A 25988-nucleotide genomic window follows, 5' to 3' on the forward strand; every position below is an offset into this window, starting at 1 on the left:
CTACCTTACCTGCTGACAGCCCGCCCTTCGGTCTACGCCGCATCGACCGAGGGGCCGCGCACTGGGCGTTGGTACCGCGGCAGGCACACATGACATGCGCACGACCTTTCTTCTGAACGGAAGCGAGATCACGGCGGACACCTCCCCGACTACGACACTTCTGGACTGGCTGCGGGACCGCCCCGGCCTGACCGGCACCAAGGAGGGCTGCAACGAAGGCGATTGCGGCGCCTGTTCCGTCATGGTGACGGACGCGAGCGGCGCGCGGGCTCTGAACGCCTGCATCCTGTTCATGCCGCAGCTTGAGGGCAAGGCGATCCGTACGGTCGAGGGGATCGCCGCCCCCGACGGGACCCTGCATCCGGTGCAAGAAGCCATGATCGAACATCATGGATCGCAATGCGGCTTCTGTACGCCGGGTTTCATCACGACGATGGCGACGGCGCATCTGAATGCCGAGACAGACCACGACACGACGCTTGCGGGCAACCTCTGCCGCTGCACAGGCTACGCGCCGATCATCCGCGCCGCAAAGGCTGCCGAAACAGCGCCGGTGCCGGATCACATGCACGACACCCCCCTTCTTCTGACTGAAAATACCACGGGGGAGGCTCCAACGGAGCCGGGGGCAGAGCCCCCCACCACGCCCGAAGCTCTCGCGACGTGGATGAATGAAAACCCCGGCGGCACGCTGATCGCGGGCGCCACGGATGTCGGTCTGTGGGTCACAAAGGATTTTCGCGATCTGGGACCAGTGGCCTTTCTGAACCGCATCCCTGCGCTGAACGGTATCGAGGTCGGTGAAAACGAGATCCGGATTGGCGCGGCGACGACGCTGACTGAACTCCATGACGTCATGGCGGAACATCACCCGGCCTTTGCTGAGCTGATCCGCCGCTATGGGTCCGTGCAGGTGCGCAATGCGGCGACCATTGGAGGCAACGTTGCCAATGGCTCGCCCATCGGCGATGGCTCACCCGCGCTTATTGCGCTTGGGGCCAGGCTGCATCTGCGGTCCGTGGACGGGGTGCGGGAGATGCCGATCGAAGAGTTCTTCATCGACTATGGCAAGCAGGACCGCGCGGAGAACGAGTTTGTCGAGGCGATCACGATCGCTCGGCAGTCGGATAATCTGCGCTGCTACAAACTGTCGAAACGGTTTGATCAGGATATCTCGGCCGTGTGCGGCTGTTTCTGGATCGAGGTCGCTGACGGAGAGGTACGTGAGATACGCCTCGCCTTTGGTGGGATGGCTGGCACGCCCAAGCGAGCCAAGCGGGCCGAGGCGGCGCTGCGCGGAATGCCCTGGACGGACGCGACCGTGGCGAGCGCCATGCAGGCGATGACGCGGGACTTCACGCCCATGTCCGACATGCGCGCCTCGGCCACCTACCGGATGGAGGCGGCGCAGAACATGCTTCTGCGCGCGTGGCTCGAGGATCAGGGCCAAGCCACGAATGTGCTGGAGGTGCGGGCATGAGTGTCGCGAAACCCCTGCCCCATGATGCCGCGCATCTGCATGTAACAGGTGCCGCGCGGTATGTGGATGACATGCCGAGCCCCGCCGGGACGCTACACCTCGCCTTTGGCATCAGTGATGTGGCCAGTGGGCAGATCACCGCGATGGATTTGGAAGCCGTGCGGGCAGCGCCCGACGTGGTGGCCGTGCTGGTGGCCGACGATCTGCCCTTTGCCAATGATGTCTCGCCCTCGGCCCATGATGAACCTCTGCTGTCCGATGGCTCGGTGCATTATCTGGGTCAGCCGCTGTTTCTGGTGGTGGCGCGGTCGCATCTGGCGGCGCGCCATGCGGCGCGGTTGGGCAAGGTCGAGATTGCGGAAGAGAACCCGATTCTGACCATTGATCAGGCTTTGGCCGCCGGCACAAGATTTGAGGACGGCCCGCGCATCTATGCCCGCGGCGATGCCGCCACGGCCATGGGCGGGGCAGAGCACCGCCTTACCGGCTCGTTCGAGATTGGCGGGCAGGAGCATTTTTATCTTGAAGGGCAGGCTGCGCTGGCCTTGCCCGGTGAGGATGGAGATATGCACGTCATCTCCTCCACCCAGCACCCGACGGAAATCCAGCACAAGGTGGCCGATGCCCTTGGCGTGCCCATGCACGCGGTGCGCTGCGAGACGCGGCGGATGGGTGGCGGCTTTGGCGGGAAGGAGAGCCAGGGCAATGCGCTGGCTGTCGCCTGCGCCGTGGCTGCGCGGCTGACCGTTGCGCCCTGCAAGATGCGGTATGACCGCGATGACGACATGGTCATCACCGGCAAACGACATGACTTCCGGATCGACTACGACGTGGGCTTTGACGATGCGGGCCGCATCACGGCGCTGGATGTGCGTCAGTATGCGCGCTGCGGCTGGGCGATGGACCTGTCCCTGCCTGTGGCCGACCGGGCGATGCTGCACGCGGACAATGCCTATTGGTTGCCCGATGTGCGGATCGAGAGCCACCGGTTGCGTACCAATACGCAGAGTGCCACGGCGTTTCGCGGCTTTGGCGGGCCGCAGGGGATGCTCGGTATGGAGCGGATCGTGGACCATGTGGCGGGCCATCTGGGGCTTGATCCGCTGGCGGTGCGGGTTGCGAACTTTTATGGTTCATCGTGTCCCGGAAATCCTCTGGGGGAGGATTTCAACGATGAACGGGCGGAGCCCGGCGGGCATATTTCTGGAACAATGAAGCCTCAGACGACGCATTACGGGCAGGAGGTCGATGATTTCATCGGCGATGCGGTGGTCGCGCAATTGCGGGAAAGTGCGGAATACGACGCGCGGCGGGCGGCGGTGGCGGAGTGGAATGCGGCCAATCCGGTGCTGAAGAAGGGGATTGCGCTGACGCCGGTGAAGTTCGGGATTTCGTTTACCCTGACCCATCTGAACCAGGCGGGGGCGCTGGTTCATGTCTATGCCGACGGCTCGATCCATCTGAACCACGGTGGGACCGAGATGGGGCAAGGGCTCTTCCAGAAGGTGGCGCAGGTGGCGGCAAGCCGGTTTGGGGTGCCGTTGGAGATGGTCAAGATCACCGCGACAGACACGGCCAAGGTGCCCAATACGTCGGCCACAGCTGCCTCCTCGGGCAGTGATCTGAACGGGATGGCGGTGAAGGCCGCTTGCGACACCATTCGCAATCGGATGGCTGAACATCTGGCGCAGTTGCATCAGTGTCGCCCAGATGAGGTGGTGTTTGAAGCAGGGCGCGTGCGCGCCGGGGCGGAGGATTACAGCTTCGCCGAGGTGGCCGCGCTGACCTACATGGCACGCATCAGCCTGTCTGCGACCGGCTTTTACAAGACGCCGGACATCAAGTGGGACCGGATCAAGGGGCAGGGCCGCCCGTTCTTCTACTTTGCCTATGGCGCAGCTGTGACGGAGGTGGTGATTGATACGCTGACCGGCGAGAACCGGATTTTGCGCGCCGACATTCTGCACGATGCTGGAGCGTCGCTGAACCCTGCGCTCGATATCGGGCAGATCGAGGGCGGCTATGTGCAGGGCGCGGGCTGGCTCACGACCGAGGAGTTGGTCTGGGACGACGCGGGCCGCCTGCGAACCCATGCGCCATCGACCTACAAGATCCCGGCCTGTGCGGACCGTCCCGATGTGTTCAACGTGGCGCTTTGGGACGGCGAGAACAGGGCCGATACGATCTATAAATCCAAGGCCGTGGGCGAGCCGCCCCTGATGCTGGGCATTTCGGCGTTCCTCGCCCTCAGTGATGCAGCGGCGGCGTGTGGGCCGAACTACCCGGACCTACAGGCGCCAGCCACTGCCGAGGCGGTGCTCAAGGCGGTGCACACCGCACGTGGCGATGTTTGATCGCGCGGGTCTGATTGCGGCCTGCGAGGCCCATGGCCGTGTCGTGCGCGTGGTTGTGGCTCAAGTCCAGGGGTCGGCCCCGCGTGAGGCGGGCGCGGCGATGCTGGTCTGGGACGGCGGGCAGTCTGGTACCATTGGCGGCGGTGCGCTGGAGTTTGAACTGGCAGCGGCGGCGCGCGCGTTGACGCGGGACACGCGCAGCCGACATGCGCTTGGGCCGGACCTTGGGCAATGTTGTGGTGGAGCGGTTGAGATCCTGTCGGAAGTCTTCGACGTGAACCGGGCGCGCGCCCTGCCCCATGATCTGGTGGCGCGGGGGCCGGACCCGATGCCCCTGTCCATCAAGCGGATGATGAAGGCGGCGCGCAACCAGGGCACCCTGCCCGCTTCGCAGTTGAAGGACGGCTGGATGATCGAACCGGTGCGCCCGGAGGATCAGGACATCTGGATCTGGGGCGCAGGTCATGTGGGCCGTGCGCTGGTCGACATTCTGCGCCACGTGCCGGGGCATCGGTTGACCTGGGCCGATACAGGGCGGGAGCGGTTTCCGGAGGATGTGCCCGACGACGTGACCACAGTGCCTGCCGTGGACCTGCCAGCGCTGGCTACCCATGCGCCCAAGGCCGCGCATCACCTGATCCTGACCTATGCTCATGACATTGACCTCGGCCTTTGCCATGCGCTGCTCACTCGTGGCTTTGCGTCTTGCGGACTGATCGGATCGGCTACGAAATGGGCCCGCTTCCGCAAACGGTTGGTCGAACTAGGACACGCACAGGATGAAATTGACCGCATCACCTGCCCCATTGGAGATCCATCTTTGGGCAAGGACCCGCATTTGATTGCGATTGGGGTCGCCTATCGGCTAGCACAGTCCACGCAGACCATACCGCTACGACTGGAGACGCGTGCTTGAACCCCCTTTTGTCCCTGAACGGGTTGACCAAGGCCTATCCCGGCGTTGTCGCCAACGACGACGTGTCGTTGGAGATCGCACCCGGTGAGATCCACGCCCTGCTGGGCGAGAACGGCGCAGGCAAGTCGACGCTGGTCAAGATGATTTATGGGCTGGTGAAGCCCGATGCGGGCGTGATGCAGATGAACGGGGCGGGATTTGCCCCTGTCGATCCGCGTGCGGCCCGTGCGGCGGGTGTGGGGATGGTGTTTCAGCACTTTTCCTTGTTCGACGCGCTGAGTGTGGCGGAGAACATCGCGCTGGGGATGGAGACGCCGCCGCCTATGCGGACGCTTGCGGCGCGCATTCGCGAGGTGTCGGAAACCTATGGCTTGCCCCTGTCGCCGGACCGTGTGGTGGGCGATCTGTCGGCGGGCGAACGGCAACGGGTCGAGATCATTCGGTGCCTGTTACAGGACCCGAAGCTCTTGATCATGGATGAGCCGACGTCCGTGCTGACGCCGCAAGAGGTTGAAATCCTGTTCGAGACCCTGCGCAAGTTGAGCGCGGAGGGCACGGCCATCCTGTATATCTCGCACAAGCTGGAGGAAATTCGCGCGCTCTGCGATGCCGCGACGATCCTGCGGGGCGGGAAGGTGGTGGGCACCTGCGTGCCGCGTGACACCTCCGCCCGGGCGATGGCAGAGATGATGGTGGGCAGTTCGCTGGCCACGCCAAAGGCAGCCGCCCATGCGGCAGGCAATGTGCTGTTGTCCGTGACCGGGTTGTTGGTTGCGTCGCCGTCAGCCTTTGGCATGTCGTTGAAGGATGTGTCCTTTGACGTACGTGCAGGCGAGGTTCTGGGCATCGGCGGCGTTGCGGGCAACGGGCAGGATGAATTGTTGGCTGTCTTGTCGGGTGAGTTGCCGTGCGGGCCGGGCATGGTCCGGTTCAAGGGCGATGATCTGGCAAAGGCTGGCCCTGAAGCGCGGCGCGGGCTTGGCGTTCTGGCTGCGCCGGAGGAACGGCTGGGCCATGCGGCGGCGCCGAATATGTCGCTGACGGAAAACGCCATGTTGACGGGTGCTGCGCGCGAGGGGCTGGCGCGGCGGGGGATGCTGGACTGGCGCAAGACGCGCGACTTTGCGGAGCGGATCATTTCGGGGTTCGACGTGCGCACGCCGGGACCGGAGAACGCGGCGCGGTCGCTGTCGGGGGGCAATCTGCAGAAATTCGTGATCGGGCGCGAGGTGTTGCAGAAACCCGAAGTGCTGGTGGTGAACCAGCCGACCTGGGGTGTGGACGCAGCGGCGGCGGCAGCCATTCGGCAGGCTTTGCTGGATCTGGCGGCAGACGGATCGGCCGTGGTGGCGATTTCGCAGGATCTTGACGAGCTGATGGAAATCTCGGACCGGTTTGCCGCGCTGAACGAGGGGCGCTTGAGTGCGCCGCGTGCCACGGCGGGGCTGGATGTGGAGCAGATTGGCTTGATGCTGGGGGGTGCCCACGGGATGGAGGTTGCGCATGTGTGAAATCGACCCTCCGGGGGGAGTTTATTGGGCAAGATGAAGCTGGGGATTTTTGGATGATCCGGATCGAGGCGCGGCCGCAGCCCTCTGCCGTGATGGCCTATGCGACGCCGGTTCTGGCCGTCGTGCTGACCATGATCTTTGGCGGGGTGCTGTTTGCGGCCCTGGGCAAGGACCCGTTTCAGGCCATTGCGACGATTTTCTGGGAGCCGCTCTTTGGCGAGTTTGCGTTCTTCTACCGGCCTCAGTTGTTGATCAAGGGGGCACCGCTGGTGCTGATCGCCATCGGGTTGGCGCTGGGGTTCCGGGCGGGCATCTGGAACATCGGGGCCGAGGGGCAGTACATCGTGGGCGCCATTTGCGGTGCGGGCGCGGGGCTGGCGTTTTTCCCCGCTGAAAGCGTGCTGATCTTTCCCCTGATGGTGCTGGCGGGGGCTTTGGGTGGTTGGGCCTGGGCGATGATCCCGGCGGTGTTGAAGGTGAAGTTTGGCACCAACGAAATTCTCGTGTCGCTCATGCTGGTCTATGTGGCAGAGCAGCTTTTGGCCTCTATGTCGTTGGGATTACTGAAGAATCCTGAAGGGTTCGGATTTCCCGGCTCGCGCAATCTGCAGCAGTATCCCAGCGCGCATAATGCCGAGATCATTGCGGGGACCGGCATGCACTGGGGCGTCGCCGCCGCGCTGATTGCGGTGATCTTTGCGTACGTTCTGTTGACACGGCACCGGCTCGGGTTTGCCATTCGGGTGACGGGTGAGGCGCCGCGGGCGGCGAAGTTCGGGGGCGTCAATCCGGGGCGGCTGGTGCTGTTCTGTCTGGGTATGTCGGGCCTGCTGGCGGGGCTCGCGGGGCTGTTCGAGGTGGCGGGGCCTGCGGGTCAGATCAGCATTGATTTCAACGTGGGCTATGGATTTACGGCGATCATCGTGGCGTTTCTTGGGCGTTTGAACCCGTTGGGGATCGTGGCGGCGGGGCTGCTCATGGCGCTGACTTACATCGGCGGGGACATCGCGCAGTCACAGCTGGGCCTGCCTGCGGCGGCGATACAGGTGTTTCAGGGGATGCTGCTGTTTTTCTTGTTGGCGCTGGATTTGCTGACGAATTACCGCGTGCGGTTCGGCACGGCGGAGGTGGCATGATGGCGAAAGGGTTGGAAAACTCCGTCGCAATGATCCTTGGTGCGTTGCTTGTGCCGGCTTTGCTCTGGTTCCTAGTTGATCCGGCGGCTCTGCTTTGGCCTGCAATGCATTGGAATTTGTTACTCCCCATCATGGCGGTGCTGGTGATCACCGGCATTTCGGCATCAAATGACGCGGCCCGGAAGATATGCCGCATTTTGGTATTTGCGGTACTCGGTTTGCTCGTGGCCAGCTTCGCAGTTCTCTTTTCGATGGTGTAGCAGACATGGACCTCTCTTCCATCAATCCCATCCTTTTGATCGCGGCCATGATCGCGGCGGCCACGCCGATCCTGCTGGCAGCCATCGGCGAGCTTGTCGTCGAACGCGCAGGCGTGCTGAACCTTGGCGTCGAGGGGATGATGATCACCGGGGCCGTCTGTGGTTTCATCATTGCGGTGAACACCGGCTCGCCCGCGATGGGTTTTGTCGCGGCAGCCGTGGGGGGCGCGGTGCTGTCACTGCTCTTTGCCTTTCTCACGCAGGTGGCGCTGGCCAATCAGGTGGCGTCGGGCCTTGCGCTGACGCTCTTCGGCCTCGGGCTGTCTTCGTTGATGGGGCAGAGCTATGTGGGGATCAAGCCGCCGCGGGCAGAGGCGACGCCCCTTGGACCGCTCGCCGACATTCCGATCATCGGGCCAATCATCTTTGGGCATGACCTCATGGTCTATATTGGTCTGGCGCTGGTCGCGGGCACATGGGCGGTGCTGAAGTTCACGCGCATGGGCCTCGTCCTGCGGGCCGTTGGTGAAAACCACGATGCGGCGCATGCGTTGGGCTACAAGGTCAAGCGTATCCGTACGCTTGCCATCCTCTTTGGCGGGGCCTGTGCGGGGCTGGGTGGCGCCTACATCAGCCTGATCCGCGTGCCGCAATGGACCGAAGGCATGACAGCCGGTGTGGGCTGGATCGCCCTCGCCCTCGTCGTCTTTGCCTCTTGGAAGCCGTGGCGCGTGCTGCTCGGTGCCTATCTTTTTGGCGGGATCACCCAGCTCCAGTTGAACCTGCAAGGCGCGGGCGTTGCCATTCCGGTCGAGTATTTGGCAATGTCCCCCTACATCGTGACGATCATCGTGCTGGTGATTCTGAGCGCAGACAAATCACGCGCCCCCGGCTCACTGGGGCGCACATTCCACGCCTCGGGATAAGGGGCGCACCTAAATGGGGAGAAAACCGAAAATGAAATTCACGACACTTGTGGCAAGTGCCGCGCTGGCGCTTGGGCTGGCGGGCGGCGCTTTGGCCGACGATCCGACCAAGGTTGGCTTTGTCTATGTCGGCCCGGTGGGCGACGGCGGCTGGACCTACGAGCACGACCAGGGCCGTATCGCCGTTGAGGAAGAGTTCGGCGATGCTGTCGAGACCGTGTTCGTTGAAAACGTGGCCGAAGGCCCCGATGCAGAGCGCGTGATGACGCAGATGGCACTCGACGGCGCTGACCTGATCTTCACCACGTCCTTCGGCTTCATGGACCCGACGATCAACGTCGCCCAGAAATTCCCGGATGTGAAATTCGAGCATGCCACCGGCTACAAGCGTGCCGACAACGTGTCGACCTACTCCGCACGCTTCTACGAAGGCCGCGCGGTGCAGGGCCACATCGCGGGCAAGATGACCGAGAGCAACATTGTGGGCTACATCGCGTCCTTCCCCATTCCCGAAGTGATCCGCGGCATCAACTCGGCCTATTTGCACGCCTCGAAGGTGAACCCGGATGTCGAGTTCAAGATCATCTGGGTCTACACGTGGTTTGACCCCGCGAAAGAGGCCGACGCCGCCAAGGCGCTGATCGACCAGGGTGCGGATGTCGTGCTCCAGCACACCGACTCCACGGCTCCGCAGGCGGCCGCACAGGAAGCGGGCAACGTGATGACCTTCGGCCAGGCCTCGGACATGGCGCAATACGGCCCCTACCCCCGCGTATCGTCGATCATCGACAACTGGGCGCCCTACTACATCGAACGCACGCGCGCCGTGATGGACGGCACCTGGGAAAGCGTCGACACATGGGACGGCATCCCGACCGGCATGGTCGAGATCGGTGAGATCACCGATGCGGTTCCTGCCGAGGTGAAGGCCGAAGCCGAAGCGATGATCGAAGCCATGCGGACGGGCGAATACCACCCCTTCACCGGCCCCATCAACAAGCAGGACGGCAGCGCCTGGCTGGCCGAGGGCGAAGTGGCCGATGACGGCACGCTCGCGGGCATGAACTTCTACATCGAAGGTGTGGACGGCGACATCCCGCAATAAGCCGAACCAACGTCGAAGACATGAAAGGCCTCCGGTTTCGGGGGCCTTTGCTTTTTCACTGTTGCTTTGAAAGGGTCACAGACATGCCATTCAACAAACTCCACGTGCCGCGCACGCTGGCGCCCGAGACGTGCCAGCAGATCAACCGCAACCTGCACGCCGCACTGGTCGAGACCTGCGGCGTCAATCCCGACGATGATTTCTGCCTCGTGTGCCGGTACGAGCCGGAAGACATGGCGTTCCATCCGACCTTCCTCGGGCCGCGCGATCCAGCGGCGACGATTGTGATCGAAATCGCGCTGCTCGGCGGGCGGACGGATGCGCAGAAAGAAGCGCTTTACACCGACATTCGGAAGCGGCTGGACAGTATCGGGTTTCCGCCTGAAAACTCTATCGTCTTCCTGATCGAGAATGCCGCGATCGATTGGTCATTCGGACCGCAAGGGTCGGTCAAAACTGTGCTGGGTCTTTGACACCTGTCATTTGGCAAAGATCCGAACCATCTGGGCGTCGAAATGAGCCCAGGTCATCGTCGCCTTGTTCCCGGCATAGCCGTGGTAATGCGACTTGCCGGTGTCATTCGGCAGGCCCGCCCAGATCTTGGCCAGGTTGTTCATGAAGGCGACGCGGTCCATCTCGCCCGCGAGGAACGGCTTCAACCCGGCATCGGCCAGCAGGATGTCGGCCAACTGGTCCTGCACCTTGCGGCTGAACCGTTGCCGCGGGTCGATGCCCGCTTGCCGCACGAGACGCCGCAAGGTCGGCGGGATGAATTGATAGCGCCCAATGGCGTGGGGCTGGCCCGGCGTGGCGTCGATCCAGTCATAGATCTGCTGGATGGTCAGCCTTGTGGGATCGGCGGGCGGCTTGATCGTGGCACCGTATTGCACGGCGTCATAGCCTTTGGATCCAGCCTCGGCCTGAGCAATCAACGTACGCAGGCGCGCAATGCGGTCACCCGCCGGATAGGTCCGCAGCTTTTCCAGCTCTTCCGGGTCAGGCGGAGCAAACAGGCCCGTCTCCGACCGCCCCACGAACAGGCTGGGGCCAGTATGCCTGATCATGGGCGGGTCAGAGGGCGCAATCAGCGGTGCCGCCTGGGGCAACAGGCTGGCGCGACTGACCATTGGCAACGCTTCACCCCAGGCAAGGGCTGCCTGCCCGATCAACGCCACACATGCCAAGACACACCAGATCCACCGCATCGCAATCCCATTCTGAAATCATCGCGTGGGATGCTTTTGGCGCAGACCCCTAAACAGTGTCTTGCCGCACCGGCGCTTTGTCTGCGCGATTTAGTTCAAATGCGATTGAAACAGGTTCAGGTGGTCAGAGATGCGTGTCGAACATTTTCCAGACAGGCATCAGCGCTTCGATCCGGTTGACCGTCGCCTTCACCACGCCCGTCTCGCGCCAGTCATCGGGCATCGGGCCGGACACGGCCAGCGCCTTGCGCTTGAGCAGATCGCCATGCGGGTGGTCCTGATCGTAGGGTTTGGGCACACGTTTCAGCGGTTCAGGCCCCCAATCGCTGATCGCCGCGCCTTTCTCCGCCGCCTCGTCCAGCGCATCCTGCAAACCATCGCCCCATTTGTCGACAAAAGCACGATACCGGGTCAGATGCTCGCCCTGCAGACCCATCACGCCCATGCCCAGAATGAAGTAGTCCGGGGCCAATCCCCAGAACCATGACGGCGCCAGCGGATCCTTGTCGACCGGGGACCACATGATGTGCAGATGCGTATTGAGCGGCGTCTTGTCCTTGGAAAAGCGCACGTCGCGATAGATGCGAAACACCTTGGGCTTATGCGGCTTGCCCGTGATGCGGGCGACGTCCTCGGCCATCAGGTCGGCAAAGAACCCGGCAGGGCCGGCGATTGCATCCTTGTAGTGCGCCTTGTGCGGCTCGAACCACGCCTTGGTGTTGTTCTTGTCCAGCTTGGCGAAGAACGTCAGTGCTTCGTCCACCATCGCTTCGAAACCGTCGGCCATGATCTCGCCCTCCATCTCGTGCCCTCCTGAACCTATCGCGTGACGCGGGTCAGTCCACCGCAGTCTGGTGCCAGTTTCCGGCAGTGGCGGGCATTTACGCTTTGGTAACACACCGGACCGCACGGTGCGTTAACCACGCCAAAGGCGCATCCGGGGGTGTACGGGGGGTGCATGAGGGTTGTACGCCCGGTGCCCCCTGCAAATGCAGGCCATTAAGAGGTTTCAGCACGATTCGCGCCTTGGGCCCCGTTAACCGTTGCGCGTACGGTGCCCCCGTGCCACGACTTGACCCATGATTACGTCCCTCAACGGCACCCCGCTTTCACCCCTGACTTTCGGCACGATGCAGTTCGGCGGACGCGCTGATGCAGCGGAAAGCCGGGCCATGTTCGACGCCGCCCGCGCGGCGGGGATCACCCATTTCGACACGGCTTATGTCTATACCGGCGGCGCGTCTGAAACGCTCTTGGGCGAGATGGCGCAAGAGGATCGCGATGACCTGATCATCGCCACGAAGGCCGCTTATGAAGGCGGTTCAGGTCGTGAAAACATCCTGACGGGGTTTGCCACATCGCAGCAGCGCATGCAGATGGATATGGTTGATATCCTCTACCTGCACCGCTTTGACGACGACACGCCGCTGCAAGAGACATTCGACGCGCTTGCAACCCTTAAACACGAGGGACGCATCCGCCATATCGGCGTGTCCAACTTCGCCGCCTGGCAAGTGATGAAGGCGCAGGCGGTCGCCGCACAGTTCGAGGTTCGGATCGACATCATCCAGCCCATGCACAGCCTGGTCAAACGGCAGTCAGAGGTCGAGATCTTCCCCATGGCCGTCGATCAGGGCATTGAAATCGCACCCTATTCTCCGCTGGGTGGTGGGCTGCTTACCGGCAAGTACGCAAGCGGCGGCACCGGGCGTCTCACCGAAGACGACCGTTATGCCGCGCGTTATAATGTGGATTGGATGCGCGAGGCGGCAGTGAAACTGACAGCGCTGGCCTCTGATCTGGGCACCAGCCCTGCAACGCTCGCCGTTGCTTGGGCAATGTCCCACCCCGCACGTCCCCGCCCCATCATCTCGGCCCGCTCGGCAGAGCAACTGGAACCCTCTCTCGCTGCACTCGACTTCGAGATGACGGCTGATCTCTACGACCAGATCACCGGGTTCAGCGTCACGCCACCGCCCGCGACCGACCGGATCGAAGAAGCGTGACCGACATCATCGTTATTGGCGGCGGCATCGCGGGCATCTCCGCCGCTGCACGCCTGTCCGAAGGGGCAAACGTCACCGTTCTCGAAGCCGAAGGCGCGCTTGGCTACCACGCCTCTGGCCGCTCTGCCGCGCTCTTCGAAGAAAACTACGGCCTGCCGCCTGTCGTCGCTCTGAACAAGGCCAGCGCCGAGTACCACCAACCCTATCTCAGCCCCCGCGGTTTCCTGCTGGTGGCCCGCGCGGGCGAGGACACCCAGTTCGAAGCGGACACCAAATCCCTGAAATGCCCCGAGATTTCAGTGGACGAGGCCCGTGCGTATGTTCCCATTCTGAACAGCTCGGTCACCCGTGCCGCCTACCACGCCGATGCGTGGGACATCGACACGGACCGCATGATTCAGGATTTCGCAAGGACCGTACGCTCCAATGGCGGGCAGGTTCTGACCGACCGCAAAGTGACCGAGATAAAATGCGAAAAACACTGGACCGTCCGTTGCGGTCACGAAGTGTTAACCGCCGATCTGCTGGTCAACGCTGCAGGCGCCTGGGCCGACCAGATCGCGACCATGGCCGGTGTCAAACCCATCGGCATCACGCCCCACCGCCGCTCAATGGCGCGCCTGCCCGCACCCGGCGGCCAAACCGTTGAAAACTGGCCCATATTCTTTGGCGTAGGCGAGACATGGTACGCCAAACCCGACGCCGGCAAACTGCTCGTCTCTCCCGCCGACGAAGACGCGATGGAGCCTCACGACGCATGGGCCGACGACATGGTGCTGGCCGAGGGTCTCGACCGCTACGCGCAGCACGTGACCGAACCCGTCACGCGGGTCGAAACCAGCTGGGCGGGCCTGCGCAGCTTCGCCCCCGACCGCTGCCTTGTCCTTGGCCGCGACCCCCAAGTCCCTGATTTCATTTGGTGCGCGGGTCAGGGCGGCTACGGTTTCCAGACGGCCCCGGCGGCCAGCCAACTCCTCGCCGACCTCGTCCTCGGCCGCTCGCTACAAATCGACGCCACGACCGTCAATTCCCTGTCGCCAGCCCGCTTCTGAGCCGCTAGGCTCACCTCATGTTGATACGCTATTTGATGATGACCGCCCTGGTCGTTTTGACCGCCTGCGGCGCCCACGCCCCTGCCCCTTTCACTGGCCCGATGGTCATCGGCGATACCGATCCCGTCCGCTTCTCAGGCCGCCAACCCAGCAGCTACCCCGTGCGCGGCATGGACGCCGCGCGCTTCCAGACCAGCGTCGACTGGGTCCGAGCCAAAGCCGTCGGCATCGAGTTCGTCTTCCTCAAAGCCACCGAAGGCGGCGACCTGCTCGACCCCGCCTTCCAGGACCACTGGCGCGGCGCGGGCCGCGCAGGCATCAAGCGCGGCGCCTACCATTTCTACTATTTCTGCACGGCCCCGGAGGTGCAGGCCCAGTTCTTCATCCGCACGGCCCCCAAGACCCGCGGCAGCCTGCCGCCCGTGCTCGATATGGAATGGAACCCCTTCTCCCCCACCTGCCAACGCCGCCCCGACGCGGCCACAGTACAGGACGAAATGCGCCGCTGGTTGCGGATGGTCGAGGCGCATTACGGCCAGCGCCCGATCATCTACACGACGCCCGGCTTCTACGAAGATGCTCAGCTAAGCACCTTCAAAGGCTACGAATTCTGGCTCCGCACCACGGCCAAGACACCCGCACAGGCCTATCCCGGCCAGCCCTGGAAGTTCTGGCAATACACCGCCACCGGCACCCTACCCAACACAGCGGGATCTGTGGACATCAACGCCTTCAACGGCTCGACCGCCGAGTGGGAGGCGTGGCTGGACCGCCGCACCATCCCTTAAAACCATTTCTTCTGGCTAAAAATACTTCGGGGTCTGGGGCAGAGCCCCAGTCGGTCGCCGCGGCGCAAGCGCGGCGAAACCGCTCCTATCCGTCCTTCCGGATCACCTCATTCTTGGGATCATAAGGGCTGTCCTCGACAATCTCCGCGTCCCAAAGCTGATTGAACATCTTGACCTTCAGCTTGGTCCCCGGCACCGCCAGACCAGGCGTCACATAGCCCATCCCAATCGACTTTCCGAAAGCCACGGAGTACCCACCCGAGGTCAAGCGCCCCACACGCGTTTCCCCATGGTACAGCGCCTCGCGCCCCCACGGATCCGCGTCATCCGGCCCATCAACCAGCAGGGTCACGCATTTCGACCGCACCCCGATCTTCTCCATGGCCGCCTTGCCGTGGAAGTCCTTCGACAGATCCACAAACCGCGGAAGATCAGCTTCCATCGGCGTCGCATCCCGGCCGAGCTCGGTTCCAAACGCGCGATAGGATTTTTCCTGCCGCAACCAGTTCTGCGCCCGTGCGCCGACCAGCTTCATCCCGTGCTTTTCACCTGCAGCAACCAGTTGATCCCACAGGTAATTCTGCATCTCGATCGGGTGGTGCAATTCCCACCCAAGCTCGCCGGTATAGGCCACACGGATCGCCCGCACGGGGCACATGCCCAGCTCGATGTCGCGATAGCTCAGCCACGGGAAGCGCTTGTTCGACAACACGGTCGCAGGATCGGCATCCTTCACCAACTCATTCAGCACATCCCGCGATTTCGGCCCGGCAATGGCGAACACGCCCCACTGCGTCGTCACATCCTCTTCATTGATGCGGCCGAATTCCGGCTCTTTCTCCATGATCGCTTTATAGAGATAATCCTGATCATAAGCGTGCCACGCCCCTGCCGACACGAGGTAGTAGTCATCCTCGGCCAGCCGCACGATGGTGTATTCAGTCCGCGTGGTGCCAGCCGCCGTCAGCGCATAGGTCAGATTGATGCGCCCGACCTTGGGCAGCTTGTTGGTGGTGAACCAGTCGAGGAACGCAGTCGTCCCCGGCCCGGAAATCCGATGCTTGGTAAAGGCCGTGGCGTCGATCAGGCCAACACCCTCGCGGATCGCCTTGGCCTCTTCCACAGCATATTGCCACCAGCCCCCACGACGGAACGAACGCGCATCATGGTCAAAACTGTCCGGCGCATCCAAAGGCCCATAGTAGTTCGGCCGCTCGAACCCGTTCACGCACCCAAACTGCGCGCCCGCCGCCTTTTGCCGGTCATAAGCTGGTCCTGTGCGCAGCGGACGGCACGCCTCCCGCTCCTCATCCGGGTGGTGCAGGATATAGACGTGCTCGTAGCATTCCTCGTTCTTGCGCGCCGCGTACTCGGTCGTCATCCACGACCCGTAGCGCTTGGGATCAAGCGAGGCCATGTCAATCTCCGCCTCGCCCTCAACCATCATCTGGGCAAGGTAGTAGCCGGTGCCACCCGCCGCCGTGATGCCGAAAGAGAACCCTTCGGCCAGCCACATGTTCTGCAAACCGGGTGCAGGCCCCACCAGCGGGTTGCCATCGGGCGTGTAGCAGATAGGCCCGTTGTAATCGTCCTTGAGGCCCACGGTTTCCGACGACGGAATCCGGTGGATCATGGACATGTATTCTTCCTCGATCCGCTCCAGATCGAGGGGGAACAGATCCGCCCGGAAGCTGTCAGGCACAGCATATTCAAAGCGCGCAGGCGCATTGCGTTCATAGGGCCCAAGGATCCAGCCACCGCGTTCCTCGCGCACATACCACTTGGCGTCGGCATCCCGCAGCACCGGGTGTTCGGGGTTGTTCTTGCGCCATTCCACCAGCGCCGGGTCGGGTTCTGTGACGATATACTGGTGCTCGACCGGAATAGCCGGGATTTTGATGCCCAATAGCTGCGCGGTGCGCTGCGCGTGGTTGCCGGTGGCCGTCACAACATGCTCGGCATGAATGACAATCTGCTCATCCGAGGGAACAAGGTTGCCGCCCTTCTCGACCATCTTGGTACAGGTCACATCCCAATGATCGCCGGTCCAGTGATAAGCATCGACCTGCCACTTCCGCTCGATCAATACACCGCGCTGCCGCGCCCCCTTGGCCATCGCCATGGTGACGTCAGCGGGGTTAATGTAGCCATCGGTCGGGTGATAGATCGCACCCTTCAGATCCTCGGTCCGCACCAAAGGAAACCGGTCCTTGATCTGCGCCGGGCTCATCCACTCATAAGGCACGCCACAGGTCTCGGCGGTCGAGGCATAGAGCATGTATTCGTCCATGCGCGCATCCGTCTGCGCCATGCGCAGATTACCGACCACGTAGAACCCAGCGTTCAAACCGGTCTCTTCCTCGAGAGTCTTGTAGTACTTGATCGAGTAGTCGTGGATGTGGGTCGTCGCATAGGACATGTTGAAATACGGCAAGAGACCGGCGGCATGCCATGTACTGCCGCTGGTCAACTCGTCGCGTTCCAGCAACATGACGTCGTCCCAACCCGCACGGGCCAGATGATAGGCAATCGACGTGCCAACCGCACCGCCGCCGACCACAAGCGCTTTCACATGGGTTTTCATGTCCCGACTCCCTCGCAAACCGTCCCTGCCGTTCTAGGCAAAGCACGTCCCGTCCGCGCCAGCAAGCCGACCGAACGCTGCAGAAAAACGACGCCCGCAACAGGTCCACTCTTCTCTGTTTCCAAAAAATCCCGGGGGAGTCCGAAGGACGGGGGCAGAGCCCCCTGAATCATGGCGTCGCCGCAGGCGTCCGTGGGACTACGGTAAGCGCTTGAACGTGGCGCGGCCGATGGGCTGCAAACCCTGCGCCGTCAGAAAGTCCGGATGCACCAACAAGCGCACGGACTGCCTTGGCTGGGTGTCGATGTTCGGCCCGGAATAGTCAGGACCACTGTCGACACCCGCATCCCAAGGCCAGAGCTCAACCGAGAACTCGTCCCGCCAAACATCGTCGATGCGAAGCTCCACGCTGCTGACGCCGGAAAACCAATCCGGGCTCGGGGCGAGCATGGTTGCGAACGACATGCGGCTGTGCGTGACGTCGACATCCAAGGCAAAAGCAAATTCACCCGGGCTTGCAATGCCCGGCAACACAACGTGCTGGCCCACGCGGCCCCGCCTGCGACCTTCGGCCAGTTCGGCCTCCAACACTGAAACACGCCCGTTCGTCGCGACAAGAGCAAGGCCGCTTGACGCTGTTGCCCCATCTTCAAACAGGGCGTAGCGCGACGAATGGGCAAAGGCGATCAGGCGGCTCCAATGCGCATCGATCTCCGGCGCGGCCACCCAGTTGAATGTGACATCGACCTGGTAGCGCGCCGTATCCTGCGCCGCGACGAGGCTGGCCGAAACCAGCCAGAAGAGCACCGCAAACGGCCTAGCGAAGTGGGCCAAAAATCTTGCCCGGGTTCATGATGCCCTGCGGATCCAGCGCCGTCTTGATGGCGGCCATGTATTCCACCGTGGGCCCAAGCTCCTTGATCAGATAGGGCATCTTGCCCTGCCCGATCCCATGCTCACCGGTGCATGTGCCGTCCATGCGGATGGCCTCATCGGCCAGATAGGCGGTGAACTCTTCGGCCCTACGGACCTCATCGTCGTCGGCCATATCGATCAGAACAAGCGAGTGGAAATTGCCGTCTCCCACGTGTCCGACGATGGGCGCGAGCAGATCGAGCTCGGCCGCCTTGGCCTGCGCGCCCGTCACCGCTTCGGCCAGACGCGAAATGGGCACGCAGACATCTGTGGAAATCCCCTGCGCGCCCGGACGCAATTGCAGCGTAGCCCAGTAGAGATCGTGCCGCGCTTTCCACAGCTTGTTGCGCTCCTCTGCGGTGGCCGTCGTCGCGAAGTCCGTGCCGCCCACGTCTTCGGCGATCGACCCGAACATCTCTGCCTGTTCGATCACGCCGCTGTCCGAACCGTGGAATTCCAGCAACAAAAGTGGTGTCTCCGGCAGATCAAGCCCTGCATAGGCGTTGGCCGCTTTCACATTCAGTTCGTCCATCAGCTCGATCCGCGCGACCGGGATCCCGTACTGGATCGTCGTCATCACCGCTTGGCAAGCCGCGTCGATGGACGGAAAGGACATCCGCGCAGCCGAGATCGCCTCGGGGATGCCTTGCAGCTTCAGCGTGATCTCCGTGATCAGACCAAGCGTGCCCTCCGACCCGATCAGAAGCCGGGTCATGTCGTAGCCGGCGGACGTCTTCTTGGCTCGCTGCGCCGTGCGGATGATGCGCCCGTCGGCCATAACGGCCTCAAGGCTGAGGATGTTGTCCTTCATCGTGCCGTAGCGCACAGCGTTGGTGCCGGATGCGCGGGTCGAGGCCATACCACCAAGCGACGCATTCGCGCCGGGATCGATGGGAAAGAACAGGCCGCGGTCCCGCAGGTAGGTGTTGAGCTGTTCGCGCGTAACACCTGGTTGGACGACGCAATCGAGATCCTCGGCATTCACGGCCAGGATCCTGTCCATCTGCGTCAAGTCGACCGACACCCCGCCCGCAGGCGCGTTCACGTGCCCTTCGAGCGACGTGCCGGTGCCGTAGGGGATCACCGGCACCTGATGGGTCGCGCAGACCTTGACGATATCAGACACCTCCTTGGTGGACGCTGGAAAGACCACCGCGTCGGGGGCCTGCGCCCTGATCCATGTGGTCGTGTGGGCGTGTTGGTCGCGGATGGCCTGCCCGGTGTGGAACCGGTCGCCGAACTGCTGCTTTAGGATCCCGAGCGCAGTCGCGATCCCCTCTTCATTGCGTGGCAGATCCATCGCCTGCGGCATGCTCTTTCCTCCCTTGTTGCGCGAAGCTCAGTCGCCCAGCGCAATCCCTTCGCGGCGTGGGTCTGCCCCACCTTGCAGCGTTTCACCGATTTCAATCGCATGGAGCCCGGAATTCAAGTCCCGGACGTTGACTTCAAAGCCAAGTGCCTCAAGCTCAGGTGCCAGATCCTCGGCAGATGTGCCTGCTTCGAAGTCATAGGTGCCGAAGCGGTTGACCGCATGGGGCAGGTTGACGGCTTGCTGTACATCCATGTCCCAATCCATCCACGCGATGATCGACTTGGCGGTGTAGCCAATGATCCGGCTGCCGCCGGGAGAGCCGATGGCGAGCACCGGCGCGTCATCCTTCATCACGATGGTCGGCGACATGGAGGATCGGGGGCGCTTGCCCGGTGCCAGAGCGTTGGCGATGGGCACGCCGTCCACATGACTGCGGAAGCTGAAATCAGTCAATTCGTTGTTGAGCAGGAACCCATGCACCATCAGCCGAGAGCCGAATGCGTTTTCGATGGTGGTCGTCATGGATGCAACGTTGCCGGACGCATCGACAATGGAAATGTGCGAGGTCGAGGGCAATTCGAGGCTTTCGTCATCCGCCCAATTGCTGCTGTGGTCAAAGGCGGGGTTGCCGGGTTCGACCTCGGACAGCGCGGCATCACCGCCCAATTGCGTAGCCCGCTCTGCGAGATAGGCCGGATCGACCAGCCCAGCAGTCGGCATCGGAACGTGATCGCTGTCGGCCATGTACCGCCCCCGGTCCGCAAAGGCCAAGCGCGACGCATCCCCGATCAGCCGCCAGCTTTCGGGGTTTTCGGCCCCCAATTCTCCCAGATCATAGCTGTCGAGCATCCCGAGGATCTGCCCCACGGTCAGTGCACCTGACGAGGGCGGTCCCATGCCGCAGACGTCATGATCTCGATACGTCACGCAGACCGGCGGACGTTCTTTGACCTGATAGACGGCAAGATCGAGATGCGAGAGCACGCCGGGATTACTGGGTGCAAACTGGACCGTCGCCATGATGTCCTGCGCGATCTTCCCGATGTAGAACGCATCCGCCCCTTCCTCGGCCAACCGGCGCAACGTATCGGCATAGGCTTGGTTCTTCAAAGTTGTGCCCGCGGCAAGGGGCGTGCCGCCCGGCAAAAAGTACTCTGCCGTGACAGGAAAGGTGCTCAGACGTTCTGCATCCCGTTCGATCATGGCCGCGAGGCGGGGCGAGACTTCAAACCCGTTTTCGGCCAGCCCGATGGCCGTATCGAACAGGCTCGGCCAGCCAACACTGCCCCAGCGCAGATAGGCTTCCTCCAACAGTGCAGGCGTGCCCGGCGTGCCCACAGAACGACCGCCGACAACCGCGTCGAAAAACCCCATCGGTTCGCCGTCTTCCGTCTGAAACAGATCGGGTGTCGCGGCGAACGGGGCCGTTTCGCGACCATCCAGAGTGGTGAGTTCCTCTGTTGCGGCATCATAGTAGACGAGGAATGCACCGCCGCCGAGGCCGGACGATTGCGGCTCGACCAGTCCGAGCACAAGCTGGACCGCGATCAACGCATCTGCAGCCGATCCGCCGCGCGCAAGTACCTCGACACCGGCCTGCACCGCGAGCGGGTTGGCGGCTGCAACCATGTAGTTTTCGGCTGTGACGGGTTCACCCGCGTCCTTCGCTGCCTGCGCTGCCGCCACGGCTTCGGTCGTCGCCACGGCAGCGCCTGTTGTGGACCCTTCGGGCTGCACGGCATCTGCGGTCTGTTGGGCCAACGCGGCCCCTGCAATCAGGGAAAAGGCAACGGTAAGGGAAAAGCGCATGGGGTCCTCCTTTGGCGCAGGCATGGCAGTCTATTCGGCAGTCTTGAACCGGGCGGACATGCCGCCCGGGGCATCACAACATGGACGGCACAACCTGGTCCGGGGGCCTGTGGCCGTCATCGAAGGTCTTGATATTGATAATGACTTTCTCGCCCATCTCGACCCGGCTTTCGCGGGTGGCGGACCCCATATGGGGCAGCAGGACGACATTGTTCAACTCGCGCAGGCGCGGGTTCACCTCGGTTCCGTTTTCATAGACGTCGAGGCCGGCGCCCGCGATTTCGCCTGCGCGCAGCATCCGGGTCAGGGCGTTTTCGTCAATCACCTCACCGCGCGAGGTGTTCACGATCACCGCATCCGGTTTCATCAGTTTCAGACGGCGCGCATTCATTAGGTGAAAGGTCGATGGCGTGTGCGGGCAGTTGACGCTGATCACGTCCATCCGCGCAACCATCTGATCCAGACTGTCCCACCAGGTCGCGTGCAGGTCTTCTTCGATCTCGGAGCGTAGGCGACGACGGTTGTGGTAGTGGACCTGCATCCCGAAAGCCGCTGCCCGGCGGGCAACCGCCTGCCCGATCCGACCCATGCCAAGGATGCCAAGTCGGCGTCCGGCCACACGTCCGCCCAGAAAGGCAGTCGGCGCCCAACCGTCCCAATTCCCGGACTGCATCGCGGCCAGCCCCTCAGGCAAACGGCGCGTGACGGCCAGGATCAGACCCATGGTCATGTCGGCGGTATCATCCGTCAGCACGCCGGGTGTGTTTGACACCAGAATGCCGCGCTGCCGGGCGGTGGCGACATCGATATTGTCGACACCTGCACCATAATTGGCGATCAGTTTCAGCCGCTCCCCGGCCTGCCCGATCATGGCGCCGTCGATGGTGTCGGTGATCGTGGGCACCAACACATCGGCGGTTTTCATCGCCTCGACAATTTGGGACCGTGACATCGGGGCGTCGTCCTCGCGCAGCGTCACGTCAAAAAGCTCACTCAGCCGCGTTTCGACCTCGGCCGGCAACCGTCGCGTAACAACAACACTCAGACGTTCCTTTGGCATCGCGCCCTCCCCGGTGCTTGGCCTTGGCCTGCGTTTTTGGCATGGTGGCGGATGTGAGCACGAGGCACAAGAACCTCGGCCATATCAAGAGGCGCGTGATGAGCGGAAAGTTCCCGATGGTTGCGGTGTGGAGATTTGTGCTGTCGATGCTGGTGGTGCTGGGTCTGACCCTGCCGCTGCTGGCGCGCGACACGGGTCCCGTCACCAACCTGCCTCTGCCCCGATATGTTTCGATGAAGGCCGCCGAGGGCAACGTGCGTCGGGGGCCATCCCTGACCCACCGCATCGATTGGGTGTTCAAGCGCCGCGACATGCCCCTGCGCATCACGGCCGAACACGGCCACTGGCGCCGGGTCGAAGATCGAGACGGGCTGGGTGGTTGGGTCCACTATTCGCTTCTTTCCGGCACGCGCACCGTGATCGTGGAACAAGACATGCTGACACTGCGGACGAAGCCGGATGCAGCCGCGCCCGTCACCGCAGCACTTGAAGCGGGCGTCGTAGCCCGGCTTGGCAAATGCGGGCCGGAGTGGTGCCGCATCAGTTCCGGCGGCTACCGGGGCTGGGCGCCCAAGGCGCGCCTTTGGGGCGTCGCCATTGACGAGTTGCGCGACTAGCGCAGCGCCGCGATTGCGCGGATTTCAACAACTGCGCCCACGCGGCGCAAACCGGCAACCTCGACCGCCGTCCATGCCGGATATGGGGCGCTTAGATGCGCCTTGCGCACAGTGTCGAACAGATCGAAATGCCCGCGCAGACCGACATGGTAACTGGTCATTTCAACAAGCGAACCAAGGTCCAGATCCGCTTCGGCCAGCACCGCTGCGATCTTTTCAAAGCAGGCGTTGAACTGTGTTTCTTCGCGTTCCGGCATGAACCCGTCGGATGCAGCACCCGTCACACCCGTGAGGAACACGTGATCGTGCGACACGATCCCGGGCGACATGCCTGCCTCCGCGCAGGCATTGCGCAAGGCGGGCGGGGTCAGAACCTGTCTCGTCATCGGAACTCTCCTTGCTCTTGCCGGTAACTTGGGTAGCATCCGTGGGGCGCGCCACGCGGCGATTTGGAAAAGATCATTGAAATGAACTGCATACAATACTCACGCTTCGGGCCAGCCGCCGACGTTCTGACACTCGCCCACATGCCCACGCCAGACCCGAACCCGGGCGAGGTGCTGGTCGAGTTGAGCTATTCCGGCGTGAACCCGTCCGACGTCAAGGCGCGGGGCGGCACACGCCCCGGCGTGACCAAACCACCCTTTGACGCGATCATCCCGCACAGCGATGGCGCAGGGCGCATCGTGGCCGTGGGGGATGGTATCTCGGCGGAGCGCATCGGCCAGCGTGTGTGGATCTGGAATGGGCAGTGGCAGCGCCCTTTCGGCACATGCGCGACGCATATCTGCCTGCCAGCGGATCAGGCGGTTCCTTTGCCAAATGCGGTGTCCGACCAAACCGGCGCGGTACTTGGCATTCCCGGGCTGACGGCGGCGCAGGCCGTCTTTGGCAGCGGGGACGTGAAGGGGAAGACCCTTTTGATACAAGGCGGCGCAGGCACCGTCGGTTTTTTGGCCGTGCAACTGGCCAAATGGGGTGGTGCGCGTGTCATCGCCACGGCCCGCGAGGCTGGGCTGGACCGCGCAAGGGAGGCCGGGGCGGATGCGGTTCTGAACTACGCTGATCCTGATCTTGCCGACCATATCCTTGCCGCGAACGATGGCACGCCGGTGGATCGCATCATCGAGGTCGAACTGGGCCGAAACATCGACACCGACGCGCATGTGATCGCGCCGAACGGCACGATTGCGGTCTACGGCTCTGCGCTCGACATGACCCCGAAGCTGCCCTTTGGCCCTTTACTGTTCAAAGCGGCGACGCTGGACATCCTGCTGATCTACCTGCTGCCCAAGGCCGAACGGGATGCGTGCATATTGCACCTGCACGACGCGCTCGCGGACGGCGCGTTGTCCTGCCCCGTCGCTCACGTCTTCCCCCTTACCGAAACGGCTGCAGCGCATGAGGCTGTCGAACGAGGCGGTCGGGATGGAGCCATTCTGGTCGAGGTGCAGGCATGATCCGCATCCTCGCCCTACTGATCTGTCTTTGCGCGGTCCCGGTCTGGGCGCAAGACACCGGCCAGCCGCAGGGCACCATCACGGTCGAGGACAGCGCGACGCAGGACGCGGCCATCGCCGTGCGGATCCGGGACATTCTGGGTGAGTTGGATGGGTTTGACGGGGTCACCGTTGCGGTCTCCTCCGGCATCGTGACCCTGCGCGGCACGACGGTCGACGCCAACACGGCCACGCGGCTGAACGAGCTGGTCGGCCGGGTTGAAGGCGTCGTCGCCATCAACAACGAGGTGACGGAGACCACGGATGTGGTCGCCCGCCTGAACCCGGCGGTCGAGCGGTTCCAGGCCAGGATCATGCAGGCCATCGCACTCTTGCCCCTGCTTGCCGTTGCAGCACTCGCCTTTTTCGGGGTGCTGGCGCTGGGGATGCTTCTGGCGCGGGCCCGCAACCCGTGGAACCGGATCGCGCCCAATGCCTTTATCGCTGACATCTACCGGCAGGTGGTGCGTATCCTGTTCTTCATAGCGGGTGTGGTTATCGCGCTCGATATCCTTGGGGCGACCGCGCTATTGGGCACGATCCTGGGTGCTGCGGGTATCGTCGGTCTGGCCATCGGTTTTGCCGTCCGCGACACGGTCGAGAATTTCATCGCCTCGATTATGCTGTCGATCCGCCAACCCTTCCGCCCCAATGACGTGGTCGAAATCCAGGGTGACATCGGGAAGGTGATCCGCCTGACCAGCCGTGCCACCATCCTGCTCAGCTTTGACGGCAACCACATCCGCATCCCGAACGCGACCGTGTTCAAGGCGCGCATCGTGAACTACTCGACCAACACCGAACGCCGTTTCAGCTTCGAGATCGGGGTCAGTTCGGACGCCGATCTGGCGGAGGTGCGCGAGATGACGGAAGAGACGGTGGCCGCTCTGCCCTTTGTCCTGGCCGAGCCTGCGCCGATGTCCTGGATCGAACGGATCGGCGACGGAGCGATTTTCCTGACGGTCACGGGCTGGATCGATCAGGAGGCAACGTCGCTTGTCCGCGCCAAGGGCGAGGCGCTGCGTCTGGTCAAGGCGCGGATTGAGGGCGCAGGGATCGAAGTGCCCGACACGACATACCGGGTCCAACTGCTTGGCGGCGCCGCACCAGTAACCGAAGCCGCCCGTCCGTCACCGCCGCCGACACAACCGAAACCGACCGAGGTGCCGGACGTGGATACCGCCGACGTTACCGACATGTCGGAGCCCGGACTGGACAAGCTTGTCGACGCCGAACGCAGCGACCCGGATGCGCCCGATTTGCTGACCGATGCCGCGCCAAAGGAATAGTAAGGAATTTGGTGCAAAGGGGCTTGCGCGCGCCGCAGCGCCGATCTAATTAGCGCGGCACGTTGGGATGTAGCTCAATTGGTAGAGCACCGGTTTTTGGTACCGTAGGTTGTAGGTTCGAGTCCTACCATCCCAGCCATTTCAAAGCTTTGCAGGATTTTCGA

General features: G+C 63.0%; 23 protein-coding genes and 1 tRNA gene. 16 read left to right on the forward strand and 8 right to left on the reverse strand.

Annotated elements, in window-relative coordinates:
• Nucleotides 1-94: 94 nt before the first annotated feature.
• From xdhA to KUV51_RS19625, 9 genes are all read left to right on the forward strand, one after another.
• Nucleotides 95-1480 (forward strand): xanthine dehydrogenase small subunit, encoded by a 1386-nt coding sequence (gene xdhA / locus KUV51_RS19585; protein ID WP_222523147.1) that lies wholly within the window; start codon nt 95-97, stop codon nt 1478-1480.
• Nucleotides 1477-3834 carry a xanthine dehydrogenase molybdopterin binding subunit gene (gene xdhB / locus KUV51_RS19590; protein ID WP_222523148.1) on the forward strand — a complete coding sequence of 786 codons (2358 nt, stop codon included), beginning with the start codon at nt 1477-1479 and terminating at the stop codon, nt 3832-3834. The genes xdhA and xdhB overlap by 4 nt, the downstream gene beginning before the upstream one ends.
• On the forward strand, nt 3827-4750 hold the full coding sequence (xdhC, locus tag KUV51_RS19595) for a xanthine dehydrogenase accessory protein XdhC (RefSeq protein ID WP_222523149.1): 924 nt from the start codon (nt 3827-3829) through the stop codon (nt 4748-4750). The genes xdhB and xdhC overlap by 8 nt, the downstream gene beginning before the upstream one ends.
• Entirely contained in the window at nt 4747-6261 is a 1515-nt protein-coding gene (locus KUV51_RS19600) for an ABC transporter ATP-binding protein (RefSeq protein ID WP_222523150.1), read from the forward strand. The genes xdhC and KUV51_RS19600 overlap by 4 nt, the downstream gene beginning before the upstream one ends.
• Before the next feature lie 53 nt (nt 6262-6314).
• A complete protein-coding gene (locus KUV51_RS19605) occupies nt 6315-7397 on the forward strand; it encodes an ABC transporter permease (protein WP_222523151.1) in 1083 nt (360 codons plus the stop codon).
• Nucleotides 7394-7657 carry a hypothetical protein gene (locus KUV51_RS19610; protein WP_222523152.1) on the forward strand — a complete coding sequence of 88 codons (264 nt, stop codon included), beginning with the start codon at nt 7394-7396 and terminating at the stop codon, nt 7655-7657. Before KUV51_RS19605 ends, KUV51_RS19610 begins: the two co-directional genes overlap by 4 nt.
• A gap of 5 nt (nt 7658-7662) precedes the next feature.
• Nucleotides 7663-8583, forward strand: coding sequence for an ABC transporter permease (locus tag KUV51_RS19615; protein ID WP_222523153.1), 921 nt, complete (start codon nt 7663-7665; stop codon nt 8581-8583).
• Nucleotides 8584-8614: 31 nt separating this feature from the next.
• Nucleotides 8615-9688: a BMP family ABC transporter substrate-binding protein gene (locus tag KUV51_RS19620; protein ID WP_222523154.1), complete on the forward strand. Its 1074-nt coding sequence runs from the start codon at nt 8615-8617 to the stop codon at nt 9686-9688.
• A gap of 83 nt (nt 9689-9771) precedes the next feature.
• Nucleotides 9772-10161 (forward strand): tautomerase family protein, encoded by a 390-nt coding sequence (locus KUV51_RS19625; protein ID WP_222523155.1) that lies wholly within the window; start codon nt 9772-9774, stop codon nt 10159-10161.
• A gap of 6 nt (nt 10162-10167) precedes the next feature.
• On the opposite strand, the gene KUV51_RS19630 is transcribed toward KUV51_RS19625, so the two are convergent.
• Nucleotides 10168-10893 (reverse strand): hypothetical protein, encoded by a 726-nt coding sequence (locus tag KUV51_RS19630; RefSeq protein WP_222523156.1) that lies wholly within the window; start codon nt 10891-10893, stop codon nt 10168-10170.
• 124 nt (nt 10894-11017) lie between these two features.
• Nucleotides 11018-11695 (reverse strand): DUF2461 domain-containing protein, encoded by a 678-nt coding sequence (locus tag KUV51_RS19635; RefSeq protein ID WP_222523157.1) that lies wholly within the window; start codon nt 11693-11695, stop codon nt 11018-11020.
• Nucleotides 11696-11972: 277 nt separating this feature from the next.
• Between KUV51_RS19635 and KUV51_RS19640 the strand changes: the two genes are divergently transcribed.
• Genes KUV51_RS19640 through KUV51_RS19650 form a run of 3 tightly spaced genes read left to right on the forward strand, consistent with a single transcriptional unit; the run spans nt 11973 to nt 14739 of the window.
• On the forward strand, nt 11973-12899 hold the full coding sequence (locus tag KUV51_RS19640) for an aldo/keto reductase (protein ID WP_222523158.1): 927 nt from the start codon (nt 11973-11975) through the stop codon (nt 12897-12899).
• Nucleotides 12896-13951, forward strand: coding sequence for an NAD(P)/FAD-dependent oxidoreductase (locus tag KUV51_RS19645; RefSeq protein ID WP_222523159.1), 1056 nt, complete (start codon nt 12896-12898; stop codon nt 13949-13951). The genes KUV51_RS19640 and KUV51_RS19645 overlap by 4 nt, the downstream gene beginning before the upstream one ends.
• Before the next feature lie 17 nt (nt 13952-13968).
• Nucleotides 13969-14739 (forward strand): GH25 family lysozyme, encoded by a 771-nt coding sequence (locus tag KUV51_RS19650; protein ID WP_222523160.1) that lies wholly within the window; start codon nt 13969-13971, stop codon nt 14737-14739.
• Between the two features lie 85 nt (nt 14740-14824).
• On the opposite strand, the gene KUV51_RS19655 is transcribed toward KUV51_RS19650, so the two are convergent.
• The 5 genes from KUV51_RS19655 to KUV51_RS19675 all read right to left on the reverse strand — a co-directional run bounded on the left by KUV51_RS19655 (nt 14825) and on the right by KUV51_RS19675 (nt 22419).
• On the reverse strand, nt 14825-17323 hold the full coding sequence (locus KUV51_RS19655; protein WP_222523161.1) for an FAD-dependent oxidoreductase: 2499 nt from the start codon (nt 17321-17323) through the stop codon (nt 14825-14827).
• Between the two features lie 198 nt (nt 17324-17521).
• A complete protein-coding gene (locus tag KUV51_RS19660) occupies nt 17522-18130 on the reverse strand; it encodes a spondin domain-containing protein (RefSeq protein WP_222523162.1) in 609 nt (202 codons plus the stop codon).
• Between the two features lie 10 nt (nt 18131-18140).
• Nucleotides 18141-19550, reverse strand: coding sequence for an FAD-binding oxidoreductase (locus KUV51_RS19665; RefSeq protein ID WP_222523163.1), 1410 nt, complete (start codon nt 19548-19550; stop codon nt 18141-18143).
• Between the two features lie 27 nt (nt 19551-19577).
• Nucleotides 19578-21359: a gamma-glutamyltransferase gene (gene ggt / locus KUV51_RS19670; protein ID WP_222523164.1), complete on the reverse strand. Its 1782-nt coding sequence runs from the start codon at nt 21357-21359 to the stop codon at nt 19578-19580.
• Between the two features lie 73 nt (nt 21360-21432).
• Entirely contained in the window at nt 21433-22419 is a 987-nt protein-coding gene (locus KUV51_RS19675; RefSeq protein WP_222523165.1) for a 2-hydroxyacid dehydrogenase, read from the reverse strand.
• A 146-nt stretch (nt 22420-22565) separates the two neighbouring features.
• Between KUV51_RS19675 and KUV51_RS19680 the strand changes: the two genes are divergently transcribed.
• Nucleotides 22566-23036 (forward strand): SH3 domain-containing protein, encoded by a 471-nt coding sequence (locus KUV51_RS19680; protein WP_261385977.1) that lies wholly within the window; start codon nt 22566-22568, stop codon nt 23034-23036.
• Here KUV51_RS19680 and KUV51_RS19685 read toward each other — a convergent pair.
• A complete protein-coding gene (locus KUV51_RS19685) occupies nt 23033-23422 on the reverse strand; it encodes a Rid family hydrolase (RefSeq protein WP_222523166.1) in 390 nt (129 codons plus the stop codon). The genes KUV51_RS19680 and KUV51_RS19685 overlap by 4 nt on opposite strands.
• A gap of 81 nt (nt 23423-23503) precedes the next feature.
• Here KUV51_RS19685 and KUV51_RS19690 point away from each other — a divergent pair, with 81 nt between their 5' ends.
• The 3 genes from KUV51_RS19690 to KUV51_RS19700 all read left to right on the forward strand — a co-directional run bounded on the left by KUV51_RS19690 (nt 23504) and on the right by KUV51_RS19700 (nt 25963).
• Nucleotides 23504-24496 carry an NADPH:quinone reductase gene (locus KUV51_RS19690; RefSeq protein WP_222523167.1) on the forward strand — a complete coding sequence of 331 codons (993 nt, stop codon included), beginning with the start codon at nt 23504-23506 and terminating at the stop codon, nt 24494-24496.
• A complete protein-coding gene (locus KUV51_RS19695; protein ID WP_222523168.1) occupies nt 24493-25824 on the forward strand; it encodes a mechanosensitive ion channel family protein in 1332 nt (443 codons plus the stop codon). The genes KUV51_RS19690 and KUV51_RS19695 overlap by 4 nt, the downstream gene beginning before the upstream one ends.
• 63 nt (nt 25825-25887) lie before the next feature.
• Nucleotides 25888-25963 (forward strand) — tRNA-Gln (locus KUV51_RS19700).
• Nucleotides 25964-25988: the final 25 nt, after the last annotated feature.

Source organism: Tateyamaria omphalii (genome assembly GCF_019802125.1).
GTDB lineage: Bacteria > Pseudomonadota > Alphaproteobacteria > Rhodobacterales > Rhodobacteraceae > Tateyamaria > Tateyamaria omphalii_B.

Bases quoted from the DNA above. Each gene is read 5' to 3' on its own strand.
- xdhA (WP_222523147.1), top strand. From the start codon at position 95: ATGCGCACGACCTTTCTTCTGAACGGAAGCGAGATCACGGCGGACACC.
- xdhB (WP_222523148.1), top strand. From the start codon at position 1,477: ATGAGTGTCGCGAAACCCCTGCCCCATGATGCCGCGCATCTGCATGTA.
- xdhC (WP_222523149.1), top strand. From the start codon at position 3,827: ATGTTTGATCGCGCGGGTCTGATTGCGGCCTGCGAGGCCCATGGCCGT.
- KUV51_RS19605 (WP_222523151.1), top strand. From the start codon at position 6,315: ATGATCCGGATCGAGGCGCGGCCGCAGCCCTCTGCCGTGATGGCCTAT.
- KUV51_RS19610 (WP_222523152.1), top strand. From the start codon at position 7,394: ATGATGGCGAAAGGGTTGGAAAACTCCGTCGCAATGATCCTTGGTGCG.
- KUV51_RS19615 (WP_222523153.1), top strand. From the start codon at position 7,663: ATGGACCTCTCTTCCATCAATCCCATCCTTTTGATCGCGGCCATGATC.
- KUV51_RS19620 (WP_222523154.1), top strand. From the start codon at position 8,615: ATGAAATTCACGACACTTGTGGCAAGTGCCGCGCTGGCGCTTGGGCTG.
- KUV51_RS19625 (WP_222523155.1), top strand. From the start codon at position 9,772: ATGCCATTCAACAAACTCCACGTGCCGCGCACGCTGGCGCCCGAGACG.
- KUV51_RS19630 (WP_222523156.1), bottom strand. From the start codon at position 10,893: ATGCGGTGGATCTGGTGTGTCTTGGCATGTGTGGCGTTGATCGGGCAG.
- KUV51_RS19635 (WP_222523157.1), bottom strand. From the start codon at position 11,695: ATGGAGGGCGAGATCATGGCCGACGGTTTCGAAGCGATGGTGGACGAA.
- KUV51_RS19640 (WP_222523158.1), top strand. From the start codon at position 11,973: ATGATTACGTCCCTCAACGGCACCCCGCTTTCACCCCTGACTTTCGGC.
- KUV51_RS19650 (WP_222523160.1), top strand. From the start codon at position 13,969: ATGTTGATACGCTATTTGATGATGACCGCCCTGGTCGTTTTGACCGCC.
- KUV51_RS19655 (WP_222523161.1), bottom strand. From the start codon at position 17,323: ATGAAAACCCATGTGAAAGCGCTTGTGGTCGGCGGCGGTGCGGTTGGC.
- KUV51_RS19665 (WP_222523163.1), bottom strand. From the start codon at position 19,550: ATGCCGCAGGCGATGGATCTGCCACGCAATGAAGAGGGGATCGCGACT.
- ggt (WP_222523164.1), bottom strand. From the start codon at position 21,359: ATGCGCTTTTCCCTTACCGTTGCCTTTTCCCTGATTGCAGGGGCCGCG.
- KUV51_RS19675 (WP_222523165.1), bottom strand. From the start codon at position 22,419: ATGCCAAAGGAACGTCTGAGTGTTGTTGTTACGCGACGGTTGCCGGCC.
- KUV51_RS19680 (WP_261385977.1), top strand. From the start codon at position 22,566: ATGCTGGTGGTGCTGGGTCTGACCCTGCCGCTGCTGGCGCGCGACACG.
- KUV51_RS19685 (WP_222523166.1), bottom strand. From the start codon at position 23,422: ATGACGAGACAGGTTCTGACCCCGCCCGCCTTGCGCAATGCCTGCGCG.
- KUV51_RS19690 (WP_222523167.1), top strand. From the start codon at position 23,504: ATGAACTGCATACAATACTCACGCTTCGGGCCAGCCGCCGACGTTCTG.
- KUV51_RS19695 (WP_222523168.1), top strand. From the start codon at position 24,493: ATGATCCGCATCCTCGCCCTACTGATCTGTCTTTGCGCGGTCCCGGTC.